The sequence below is a fragment of the Deltaproteobacteria bacterium genome (assembly GCA_020845895.1).
Lineage (GTDB): Bacteria > Lernaellota > Lernaellaia > JACKCT01 > JACKCT01 > JADLEX01.
This window is the reverse complement of record JADLEX010000144.1, coordinates 15686-27010: the sequence shown is the minus strand read 5'-3', so window position 1 is coordinate 27010 and position 11325 is coordinate 15686. Positions and strand designations below refer to the sequence as shown.

At 64.1% G+C, this 11325-nt stretch carries 11 protein-coding genes; 5 read left to right on the top strand and 6 right to left on the bottom strand.

The annotated features are described in order from the left end of the window. Nucleotides 1-60: 60 nt before the first annotated feature. From IT350_19795 to IT350_19770, 6 genes are all read right to left on the bottom strand, one after another. On the bottom strand, nt 61-312 hold the full coding sequence (locus IT350_19795) for a hypothetical protein (protein MCC6160305.1): 252 nt from the start codon (nt 310-312) through the stop codon (nt 61-63). Between the two features lie 232 nt (nt 313-544). Beyond that, on the bottom strand, nt 545-775 hold the full coding sequence (locus IT350_19790) for a helix-turn-helix domain-containing protein (GenBank protein MCC6160304.1): 231 nt from the start codon (nt 773-775) through the stop codon (nt 545-547). Between the two features lie 93 nt (nt 776-868). Further along, entirely contained in the window at nt 869-1798 is a 930-nt protein-coding gene (locus IT350_19785) for a hypothetical protein (protein MCC6160303.1), read from the bottom strand. Then, nucleotides 1795-2139, bottom strand: coding sequence for a DUF2442 domain-containing protein (locus IT350_19780; protein ID MCC6160302.1), 345 nt, complete (start codon nt 2137-2139; stop codon nt 1795-1797). The genes IT350_19785 and IT350_19780 overlap by 4 nt, the downstream gene beginning before the upstream one ends. A gap of 19 nt (nt 2140-2158) precedes the next feature. Further along, a complete protein-coding gene (locus tag IT350_19775; GenBank protein ID MCC6160301.1) occupies nt 2159-2419 on the bottom strand; it encodes a DUF4160 domain-containing protein in 261 nt (86 codons plus the stop codon). 1 nt (nt 2420) lies between these two features. Then, nucleotides 2421-3617, bottom strand: coding sequence for a tyrosine-type recombinase/integrase (locus IT350_19770; GenBank protein MCC6160300.1), 1197 nt, complete (start codon nt 3615-3617; stop codon nt 2421-2423). A 396-nt stretch (nt 3618-4013) separates the two neighbouring features. Between IT350_19770 and IT350_19765 the strand changes: the two genes are divergently transcribed. From IT350_19765 to ilvC, 5 genes are all read left to right on the top strand, one after another. Then, nucleotides 4014-5873, top strand: coding sequence for a hypothetical protein (locus IT350_19765; GenBank protein MCC6160299.1), 1860 nt, complete (start codon nt 4014-4016; stop codon nt 5871-5873). Nucleotides 5874-5962: 89 nt separating this feature from the next. After that, on the top strand, nt 5963-7555 hold the full coding sequence (locus IT350_19760; protein MCC6160298.1) for a hypothetical protein: 1593 nt from the start codon (nt 5963-5965) through the stop codon (nt 7553-7555). A gap of 444 nt (nt 7556-7999) precedes the next feature. Further along, on the top strand, nt 8000-9694 hold the full coding sequence (gene ilvB, locus IT350_19755; GenBank protein MCC6160297.1) for a biosynthetic-type acetolactate synthase large subunit: 1695 nt from the start codon (nt 8000-8002) through the stop codon (nt 9692-9694). Further along, nucleotides 9691-10167, top strand: coding sequence for an acetolactate synthase small subunit (ilvN, locus tag IT350_19750; GenBank protein ID MCC6160296.1), 477 nt, complete (start codon nt 9691-9693; stop codon nt 10165-10167). The genes ilvB and ilvN overlap by 4 nt, the downstream gene beginning before the upstream one ends. Nucleotides 10168-10327: 160 nt before the next feature. After that, the gene (gene ilvC, locus IT350_19745) at nt 10328-11323 is read left to right on the top strand and encodes a ketol-acid reductoisomerase (GenBank protein ID MCC6160295.1); all 996 of its coding nucleotides are present in this window, start codon (nt 10328-10330) and stop codon (nt 11321-11323) included. Nucleotides 11324-11325: the final 2 nt, after the last annotated feature.

The window sequence follows — 11325 nt, the reverse complement described above, 5'->3', positions numbered from 1 at the left end:
CGGGCGAAAGCGCCTGATACCAACCGGACCAAAAAACCGAATCGTGGAAATTTCGCCTCGTCATGCGGCCTCCAGCAAGCGCAAGAGCGCCTGTAACGCGGCACGGGCCGCGAGATCGCCGCGCCGCGCCCGTGGCATCGCCGCGACGAGGAGACCGATGGCGACGCGGTCGAAGTGAATCTGGTCCCCACACTCCGCTGCGTGAACGTGTGCGAGCTTCACCCGGCTTCGCCGCGCCACCGCCGCGATGTCCAGACCGAGCGCCGACCGAATCGACGCGAGATTGCGCCCCTTGGTTTGATTCGTCGTCATCGGGGTGCCTCCGGGCACGATTTCGAGTTCACGTCCGCGTCGCCGCGCACGAGCACGTGAGCGGCTCCGAGCGCATCGAAGGCGCGACATGCGCGGTCAAGCCGCGTCAGCGGATCGCGCCCCTCCGCGTGAGCGGCCCGAATGTGAGTTTCGGCTTCGCCGACGGCGTCGAAGGCGGCGCACCGGAATTTGAGGCGCTCGGAGTCCGATTCGTGTTTGGGATTTCGGGGCGTCATCGCAAACCCCCGTCCACGAGGTCGGCGAGCGTCGGCTGCGAAGTCGAAGACACCACGCGGGCCGCGAGAAACGAATCAAGGTCTTCGCGGCGGTAGCGGACGCAGCGGGAACTGACGCGGATGAATTGCGGGCCTCGCCCTTGGCAACGCCACGCCTGAAGCGCGCGGGGCGAAAGACCCAAGATCCGTGCTGCGTCACGTTCACAAAGGATAATGTCGTCGGCCATGATCGTGCTCCTTCAAAGCGCAACAGCGCGCTTCTTGGAACATAGCGAGACGACAATTCCGCCTTGGGAATTAAGTCGAGCCGTGCGAAAGACTTATTTCTTGGAGCTTTTCGGTGTCGGTTTGACGGGAGGTTTCGTCGATTTGCGGGGCGTCTTCTTTTGTGCCGGCGTGGCTGCGTGCGGACCGTCGCGCCGCGTTGTCAAAACGATCGGATATTCTCTCAGAGATCGAACGATGTCCTTTGCCGTCGGCGCTTTGAGTCCATAGATTTTCAACACCCCTCTCAAAAATTTCATGACCGTTCTTCCGTGCTCCACCGGCGGGTCCGTTTCAAGGGTGCCTTCTTCGGCGGCTCGTATGATCCCATCTTGAAACACCTTGGCGACGCCACGGCAACATGTACCGATGAACATGTCATCAATCTTTGGACGGTGGCTTGGTTTCTCTGGGTATCCCGGCGGGCGTGGCCCGAAAACCAGTCGTCGCGCCTTCACCCAATCGTCGATTCCCGATTGAAACGAGTCGAAACGCTCGATCGCCGGGTGCAAAGGCGGCCATTTGAAGTACTCATACCCCGCGAATAGCTCCGCAAAATCCCTCGTAATCTCAATGTCATCGGGACGAAACACCATTGATAGCACGAACGATTCTTGCATCGTCTCTTCGTTCAAGTAACGAGTCCCAACAGTAGTCCCACCGAGCCCAAGTAGCCCAAATGTCAATTTGACTTTTGCGGTTTCGCCTTTCACAACATCCCAAAACTTGACGAATTCCGCAAACAGTTCGCGGGCGCGCTCTAGCGCTCGCTCCTGCTCTTTCGAGATGGCCTGTCTCGCCAGATATGATCGAATTTGGCGGTCAATTTTTCTCGCGAGGTTTTCCCGATACTCGTCATCGTCGTAAACTGAGAAGTCATCCAGAATTTTCAGAATCGCGCCCGTCCGCTCTTCGTTCACCTCACGCCCCTTCGCGGGAGGTTTCATCGCGTCGGCGGGCTTGGCTTGGGCGGCGCGGTTCGTCACGGGCGTTTCCAAAGCCCTTTGACCTGAAGCCACAGGGAGTCGGCGCACAAATCGACCACGGCGGTTTCGTCCCACGTCCCGTCGGGCGCGGGCCATTCGAGCGACCAACCGTTTTCGCCGACGCGGGCGCGGGCGAACATTTCGGGCGATGTCAAGTGCGCGAACACGCCGCCCCGTGCGACGAGCGGGCGCATGTCCAGCGTCCCGGCCATGCCGTCGGCGAAGGTCAATTCCACGGTCCCGAACTCGGGCACGAGCACCGACACGAGCCGCACGCCGTCGGCGGGCAAACGGTCGGGCGGGGCCGCGTCGTCCATCGTCAACGGGGGAAGGTCTTGCATGGCGATCACTCCCGCGCCGTCAATCGAGCGGCGCAATCGGTTCGGGTTTTTCGCCGCGCCGCATCCGGTCCCAATTCGCCAGCAATTCGGCTTGATGCAGCGCCGCCCATTCCAGCACCAACGAACGCACACGCGGGGATGCCTCCGCGCCCTCAAATCCGAGCGGCCAGATCGAAATCTTGAATTTCCGGCCTCCGTAAGCCGCGTGAAAGTGCGGGCGTCCGTGTTCGTCATGATACATCATGATGGTGATGCCGTAGAAGCGCGAAATCGTCGGCACGTCACGCCCCCTTCGCGGTCGGGTGTTTCAGCACGTCGGCGCGCGACCCTTTCACCACGGCTTCGACCTGCGCCGCGTGGCGCTCCAGCGCGGCGCGCACGGGGTCTTCCGACAGGCGCGCGTAAACCTGCGTGGTGGACGGCGTGGTTTGATTGAGCGTCTTGCCGATCACGAGCAGACTCGTCCCGTCCATCGCGAGCCACGAGCCGACCGTGCGGCGAAGATCATGCAGACGCACGTCTTCGAGCTTCGCGGCCTTGCGGATCGCGCGCCACGGCTTGCTGATATTCACGAGCGATTGCCCCGCGACGCGACCGGGGAAGAGGTGCGGATTCCCGTCGAGCCGGGGGAGCGAGCCGATGATCGCCACGGCTTGCGCCGACAGGGGGACGACGTGCGGGCGTCCCGCCTTCGTGTCGGGGATGCGCAGCTCGCGCCGCGTGAAATCCACATCATCCCATCGGGCCGCGAGCAGTTCGGACTTGCGAACGCCGGTCAGGATGTAGAGCCACAGCGCGGCGCGGACGTAGGGGTTCGCCTCCGCGTCGATTGCGGCCACGAGCCGGGGGAGTTCCTCGTGCGTCACCCATCGGTCGCGCTTCGTTTCGCGGTACATCTGAATGCCCGCCGCCGGGTTCGGGTGTCCCGCGTCCACGAGCCCCCATGTGTGAGCGAGGTTGAACATCTTGCGCACGAGCGCGAGCGTCCGGTTCGCCTCTATTGGGGTGCCCTGCCCGATCTTCCGATGCAGCGCCGCGACATCGGCGCGCGTGATGGATTCGACCTTGCGGGCTTTCCACGCGGGCAGAACGTGACATCGGAATTGCCGCTCGTCCTTTTGCCACGTCCGCTTGTGGATCTTCGAGTGCCGTTCCATGAACGTCTTGACGAGGTCCGCGACCGTCGCCGCGTCGCGCCGCCGCTCTTTGTCGAATTGCGGATCGCGCCCGGTACAGACTTCCGCCGCGTTGCGCTTCGCGAGCGCCCGCGCTTCGTGGACGGTGAGAGCGGGGAATGATCCGAGCGTCAGGAATCGCTTTCGACCTTGATCGGTGCGAAACGCGAGAACGAAGGACTTGCGACCGGACGGGAATACGCGAACGCCGAAACCGGGGAAGTCATCGTCCCACAGATAATGCGCGCCGTTGTTTCGCCCCTCGTATCGCGCCTTTTCCACGCCCTGCTTCGTGAGTCCCACGGCATCTCCTTCCGAATCCCCGAACCTCTGAGCAACCAATGAGCAACCAGACCATGTCGAAAACCGTCGAAAACGATGGTACAAGAAAACCCCTGATAGTCAAGGGTTTCGTGAGTGTTTACCGTGGCTTGTGCTAGCTCGTGGTGGACAAGTCAGGGGACTGAAAATCCCTGTGTCGGGGGTTCAACTCCCTCCCCAACCACAGTGGTTCCACGGGCCGGGCGAGATATCGTCCGGCCCGTTTTGCGTCAGGTTCGCCGGGATGACCGGGCGGTGGCGACAGGATCCGCGACGCAATGCATTAGAGAAACAAAGACCCCACCCGATTCCCGCTCCCCCGATTGAACGCTATGCTTAGCGCGCCGCGCGAGCCGATCGCGCCGAAGGAGGGGATTCATGCGCGTCGTTTTTGCCCGGATTGCCGCCATGATGACGTTGGCGCTCGTGTTGGGGCTCGTCGCCTGCGCCGGCGGTGGGGATGACGACGACGCTTCGTCGGGAGCGGACTCCGACGACGATGCGAACGACGACGACGCGGACGACGACACGACCGATGACGACACGACCGACGACGACCTTGATGACGATGTCGATGACGACGCCGACGATGACACGGTGTATGCGGAAACGTTTCTCGTCGTCGATATTGAACCGGACACGGCGCCGGAAACGCAACTCGCGGTGCACGCCTGCGCCGGGCTGTACAACCATGAACTCGGCGGTTCCGTCTACACCCACACCACGGACAAGGACGCGCGGTGGTTGGAGGAACTGGATTTGGAACCCGAGGAAACCGTCGACGCCGCCGGCTTTCTGGAGGCCTGCGTCGAGGACTTTCCGAGGTGCGTGCGTTACTCCTATGCCGATCAGCAAAGGCTGCTTCCCAATATCCTCACCGTCGGCGCGGTTCTCGGGGCCGTCCCCTTGGACGAAGACATGCCCGTGCCGTGTGCCGAGGCGGCCTTCGACGCCGTCGCCGAGTTCTCGGACCTGAACACGTCCGACCTCGCGACCAAATACGTCTACGACCGCTTCGTCGACGAAACGACCGGGCTGGCGATGCTCAATCCCGGCTACGACACACAGGACCCCATCGTCTGGGACCCCGCGCTCACGCGGGACATGGAGCCGCTCCTGGTCGACTACGTCTACTCCGAGAAGCTGTTCACCGTCTTCCTCGTCAACGGCTGCATCGAGTCCGATCCGGAGGGAGTCGTCCTGAGCGAGATCATCGCGTCCAACCCCTGGTCGAAGCCGATCGGCGTCTTCGGCTACGCGGACTACTGGCTCGTCTTCGGCGGGTATTTATTCGAGGCGCAGACGCGCTGCGTGGACTCGCGCAACATGGGCGCCATTCCCACCCGAACGACGAACCTGTCCTTCTTTTCCTCGCGTCGGCCGCCGATCGAAGAGCCGGGCGTTCTGACGCAAAACGAACTGGAAGACATCGAATACGATCCCGACAAGACCTACGTGGCCTTCGTCATCGGCGACGGGGACAACATCGCGTACATGATGGACGCGCGCGGCGAATGGCTGCGACAGCGCCTGGCGGACTGCGAACAGCCGGTGAACTCCTGCGCGCCGATGACGTGGTCGATTTCGCCTCACCTGCCGCGCCTCGCCCCCGACGTTTTGGAGTGGTACTACGAACAGAGCCGTCTAACCGGCGCGGACTACTTCATGCTTCCGCCCAGCGGCCACCTGTACGCCTATCCCGCGTCCTTGACCGAGGACATGCAGGCCGCCTTCGTCGCCGCCACGGAAGCCGACGCGCGGATCCTCGACACCGAAGGGACCGTCCACTGGGAATGGTGGCACACGTGGGAAGAGGCCGAGACCCAATTCCTGCCCCGATACGCGGGCGGCGAAATCGCCGGCGTCTTCCCGGTCGACGTCCCCTACATGTTGCCGACCTTCACCGGTTGGCAGGAGGACCAGTTCTTCAATGTGCTTCCCGGCGAGGACGGAGGCGAGGTCGTTCTGTTCCGCCCGCGCGAGTGGCGAGGGATCGACGACAGCGGGAGCGGTTTGACCGAACCGTTTTACGTGAGCCCCGAGAACATGGCCGCGGAGCTGGAGGGGTATCCGCCCGGCACGGTGTCGTACGTGTACATGACGAGCGATGGCGGACTCAATCTCGAAAACTCGTTCATGACGCTGGTCGGCCTGTTGCCGGAGCGCGTCCGCCTGGTCAGCGGCGGAACGGCCGCGCGGCTGGCGCTCGACGCGTCGGTGCGCCGCGCCGACCGATAACGTCCTTCGCGCGCCGAATCTTTGTTGTCGCCTTCGGAATTGTGCTACGCTAAAAAATCGGGCGACAGAGCGGACAGGCATTGGGAGCGATGCGCCGGCACGAACTGACGACTTTCGATTTCGCGCTGCTTCTGCTGGCGGGGCTGGCGGTGTTCACCGCGATCGTGTCGGTAGTGTCCTACTTCCGCAGCCCGCCGCCCTCGGTGGTCGTGGTGGCCGCGTCCGGTCCCCCCACACGCCCGGACCACGCGGGGATGATCGAGGGACGCGGCGAGGCGATGCGCATCGACCGCGAAGCGATGGAGTCGGCGACGCCGATCCCCCGCCCCGAGCCGTTGCTGCCCTTCGACGTCAAACCCGCGAGCACCGAGGATCTGTTTCCCGATGTACCCAAGACGCTGTTTCCGTCGGAGCAACGCGTCTACTACGACAAGCAGACCGGTCGCCCGATCCTGAACGCGAAGAACAACGAGCAACTGTTCCCGCAAGCGAAAGGTTGGCTGCAAAAACTCCAGAATGCCATGTGGACGCGACGCATTCGCTACCACACCGAGCCCGACAAGATCTCGAACATGCTGCAAAGTTCGGGTAGCCGCATGCTCGCCAAACTCAACAATGTCGAGCGCCGGCTGCATCGCGAGCCCGATGGCCGCATCCGCATCGACTACAACTCCCAGCTCGACGAGAGCGTGCTCGTCACGATGGCAAACTACCTCGCGCACCTGAAGATCTGGGGCCACATGGTCGAGGACAAGGTCCCGGGAATGCCCGACTGCGCCGCCGGGATGCCCACGATCGAGGCGATGACGACGATCCCGAAACTGCCGACCTTCGATCCCAAGCTGCGCGGAGGCGAGGACGAGACCAAACCCGACTACGTGCTCGATCCGTTCGTCGCGGGCGACCCGTACGCGACCATCGTCAAAATGCGCGACCACGTCGCGGCGGTGGTCCGGTGTGCGCAGCTCGCGAAAAACCTGGAGGGCGTCGAATACCGGATCGGACTCGTGGACGTCACCGCGCCGTTCGGTCTCGTGCGTTCGAAGGATCCCCTGACGCCCGACACGTGGGTGCTGCCCGAAAAGCCGCCGAGCGAGGGCGTTTACGGCGCGATGCGTCCCGGTGCGATGTCGCGCGAGGGCGTGTACGGCGCGGCATCGCCGACCGGCGAGGATCGCGACGGCGTTTGGCGCGCGCTGACCCCCGGCGAGCGCGGCGAGGGCGTGTTCGGCCAACTGGAGCCCGAGCTGCGCAAGGCCGAGAGCGGGCAGGACGGCGTGTACACCGCGATGCGACCCTCGGAGATGTGGCCCGAGGGCCCAACGACCGAGGGTCCGGGCAGCGGGCGACGTGCCGCGGGCGGCGGGCCGCTGGTGAGCATCCGGCCCGAGAATCCTACCGGCGAATTTCTGCATCCCGTTTTTGTGGCGACGCGCGAAACGCCGAAGGGCGTCTTCGGCCCCCTGACGACCGAGGAGATGAAAAAGCAGCTCGATCAGGCGGCGGAAAAAAAGACGCCGGCGCCCGCGGCCACGCCCGTGCCGGGCGACTCCAAACCGCCGGTGCCCGTCTCGACGGTCACGACGACCTCGACGACCACCACGAAGAAACCGACAACGACCACGACCACCACCTCGACGATCGCGCCGAAATCGACGACGTCGACCACCATCGCGCCGTGATTGCCCGCCGCGCGCCGCTTTTTCGTAGGTAGTGGGTCAGTTTGCGCGAAGCGATACGATGGTCATTCCGACCGGAGCGAAGCGGAGCGGAGGAATCCCTTTGATTCGCGAAGTTGAAAGGGATTCCTCGACTCTCCGCCTCGCCGTCGCTTCGGCGGATCGCTCGGAATGACGTCGCACGCGTTAAACTGACCCACTACCTTTTCGTAGGATTGCTTGACACGCGCGACGAACCTGTGGCAGATGGTCGGACCATGCGCAATGTGAAGGCCTTCGGGCGATTTATTCTCGTCCTGGTTCTTATCGGCTCGGTGTAACCGGGTCCGAAGCCGTCGCGTCGCGAAAACAGACAGACAGCCGGTCCCGGGAAAACGGGGCCGGTTTTTTTTGGCCGTCGCCGTCCGCCGGAGAGTAGGCGGGCGCGGGCCGGGAGGCGAAGCGGACATGAAGATCAACGGCGCGACGGCGCTGATCAAATCGCTGGAAGCCGAAGGGGTCGAGGTCATTTTCGGCTACCCGGGCGGTGCCGTCATACAGATTTATGACGGGTTGCTCGACAGCGGGATCCGGCACGTGCTCGTACGGCACGAGCAGGGCGCGTCGCACGCGGCGGACGGCTACGCGCGGGCCTCGGGTAAAGTCGGCGTGTGTCTCGGAACCTCGGGGCCGGGCGCGACAAACCTCGTCACCGGCATCTGCAACGCCCACATGGACTCGATCCCGATGGTGGTGCTGACCGGCCAGGTGCCGAGCTACAACATCGGCACCGACGCGTTTCAGGAAGCCGACATCTTCGGCATCACCCTGCCGATCGTGAAGCACAGCTACCTCATCAAGGACGTTCACGACATCCCGCGCGTGGTGAAGGAGGCGTTTCACATCGCCTTGACCGGTCGCCCGGGGCCCGTATTGATCGACGTGCCCTCCGACATCTCGAAAACGATGCACCAGTTCAGGCTCGCCACCGAGATCGATCTGCCGGGCTACAAGCCGACCACAGGCGGCCACCCGAAGCAGGTCAAGGCCGCGGCCGACCTGATCCGCGCGTCGAAACGGCCGATCATCTACTGCGGCGGCGGCGTGATGCGCTCCGGCGCGGCGGCCGAATTGCGGCAGCTCGCGCACAGGATCAACGCTCCGGTCACGACGACCATCATGGGCCTCGGCGCGTTTCCCGAGGACGATCCCAAATCGCTGGGCATGCTCGGCATGCACGGCACGAGCTACGCCAACTGGGCCATCACCCGCGCCGACGCGATGCTGGCGATTGGAGTGCGTTTCGACGACCGCGTGACGGGCAACAAGACATCGTTCGGCCAGAACGCGAAGATCGTGCACATCGACATCGACCCCGCCGAGATCGAAAAGAACATCAAGGTGGACGTGCCGATCGTCGGCGACGTGCGCGATGTGCTGCGAGCGCTGCTGGAGGAACTGGACAAGGACCCCTCTCCGCCGGACCGTGCCGAGTGGTACGCGGCGATCGACACGATCCGCGCGAAGTATCCGCTGGACGCCGCCGACGGAACCCCGAGCGAGCTCAAGCCGCAGTACGCGATCCGTCGGCTCTCGAAGCTCACGCACGAGGACGTGATCGTATGCGTGGACGTGGGCCAGCATCAGATGTGGTCGGCGCAGTATTGGGGGTTCAGGCACGCGAACAAGTGGCTTTCGTCGTCGGGCCTCGGCACGATGGGGTTCGGCCTCCCCGCGGCGATCGGCGCGCAGATCGCCCGTCCGAACGACCAGGTCGTTCTCATTACCGGCGACGGCTCGATCCAGATGTGCATTCAGGAGCTGGCGGTGGCTTCGGCCGAGAAGCTGCCGGTCAAGATTTTCATCATGAACAACGGCTTTCTTGGGATGGTCCGCCAGTGGCAGGCGCTGATGTACAATCGACGGTATAGCGGAGTTAGTCTTCCGCCCGACGCCCCGCCGGATTTCGTGAAGCTCGCCGAAGCCTACGGAATCCGCGGCATGCGCATCACCGACGTCGCGCGTTTCGACCAGCAGGCCGCCGAGGCGCTCGCGCATGACGGCCCGGTGCTGGTGGACGTACGCGTCGCGCGCGAGGAAAACGTGACGCCGATGGTGAAGCCCGGCGGCCACGTGCACGAGCAGGTGGAGGACGAAGTATGAAGATGACGCTCTCGGTGCTGGTGGAAAACAAGCCGGGCGTGCTCACGCGCATCGCCGGGCTGTTCGCACGGCGCGGGTTCAACATCGACTCGCTCGCCGTCGGGCAGACCGAGGACCCGACGTTGTCGCGCATGACGATCGTGGTCAACGCGGCGGAGCACCCGATGGAGCAGGTGGAAAAGCAGCTCCACAAGCTCATCAACGTCATCAAGATCTCGCACCTGGACCCCGACGCGTCGGTGGGCCGCGAGCTCATGCTCATCAAGGTCACGGTGCCGCCGGCCAAGCGCGTCGAGATCTTCGATCTGGTGAACACGTTTCGCGGAAACGTGATCGACGTGTCGCGAAACGCGCTCGTCGCCGAGGTCACGGGCGACTCGGCGAAGCTCAAGGCGTTTCAGGAACTGATGGCGCCTTACGGCATCGTCGAGATCTGCCGCACGGGCAAGGCGGCGATGAGCCGGGGGAAGTGAGTGGTCGCGGTGTGGGAGGCCCTCACCCCCTTCCCCTCTCCCGTCAGACGGGAGAGGGGAAGGGGGTGAGGGATTCTCGCGGGAATGGATACCCGCGATACGAAGAACGCAAACTCCCGCGCGGCCTGCCGTTCGGGGATCACATCGAAACGGGGAGAGAATGATGGCGACGATGTATTACGAGAAGGACGCACCGCTCGCGCCGCTCAAGGGCAAGACGGTGGCGATCATGGGTTACGGCTCGCAGGGCCACGCCCACGCGCAGAACCTGAAGGATTCGGGCGTGAAGGTGGTGGTGGGTCTGCGCGCGGGAAGCAGCTCGGCCAAGGCCGCGACCGCCGCGGGGCTCGCCGTCGCCGATCCGGCGAAAGCCGCGAAGGGCGCCGACCTCATCATGATGCTCGTGCCCGACATGGCGCAAAAGGCGCTGTACGAGACGGCGGTCGAGCCGAACCTGAAGGCGGGCGCCGCACTGTTTTTCGCCCACGGCTTCAACATCCACTTCGGCCGGATCGTGCCGCCGAAAAACGTGGACGTGTGCATGATCGCGCCCAAGGGCCCGGGTCACATGGTCCGCCGCGTGTACGAAGAGGGCAAGGGCGTGCCCGCGCTCATCGCCGTTCATCAGGACGCCACGGGCAAAGCGCGCAAGATCGCTCTCGCTTACGGCGCGGGCATCGGCGCGGCACGGGCGGGACTGCTCGAAACCACCTTCGCCGAGGAAACCGAAACCGACCTGTTCGGCGAGCAGGCCGTGTTGTGCGGCGGCACGAGCGAACTGGTGCGCGCCGGATTCGACACGCTGGTCGCGGCGGGCTATCAGCCCGAGGTTGCGTATTTCGAGTGCCTGCACGAGCTCAAGCTCATCGTCGATCTCATCTACGAGCAGGGCATCTCGGGCATGCGCGCGTCGATTTCCGAAACCGCGAAATACGGCGACGTGATGAGCGGCCCGCGCGTGATCGACGATCGCGCCCGCGCCGAGATGAAACGCATCCTCGCCGAGATCCAGGACGGCACCTTCGCCCGCGACTGGATTTTGGAAAACCAGGCGGGCCGCCCCCGCTACAACGCCCGCCTGCGGCGCGATGCCGAGCACCCGGTCGAGGTGGTCGGTAAGAAGTTGCGCGCCATGCTCTCGTGGATCAAGAAATAAGG

Coding starts and splice junctions, on each gene's coding strand:
- IT350_19795 (MCC6160305.1), bottom strand. CDS start 312: ATGACGACGAATCAAACCAAGGGGCGCAATCTCGCGTCGATTCGGTCG.
- IT350_19790 (MCC6160304.1), bottom strand. CDS start 775: ATGGCCGACGACATTATCCTTTGTGAACGTGACGCAGCACGGATCTTG.
- IT350_19780 (MCC6160302.1), bottom strand. CDS start 2,139: ATGCAAGACCTTCCCCCGTTGACGATGGACGACGCGGCCCCGCCCGAC.
- IT350_19765 (MCC6160299.1), top strand. CDS start 4,014: ATGCGCGTCGTTTTTGCCCGGATTGCCGCCATGATGACGTTGGCGCTC.
- IT350_19760 (MCC6160298.1), top strand. CDS start 5,963: ATGCGCCGGCACGAACTGACGACTTTCGATTTCGCGCTGCTTCTGCTG.
- ilvB (MCC6160297.1), top strand. CDS start 8,000: ATGAAGATCAACGGCGCGACGGCGCTGATCAAATCGCTGGAAGCCGAA.
- ilvN (MCC6160296.1), top strand. CDS start 9,691: ATGAAGATGACGCTCTCGGTGCTGGTGGAAAACAAGCCGGGCGTGCTC.
- ilvC (MCC6160295.1), top strand. CDS start 10,328: ATGATGGCGACGATGTATTACGAGAAGGACGCACCGCTCGCGCCGCTC.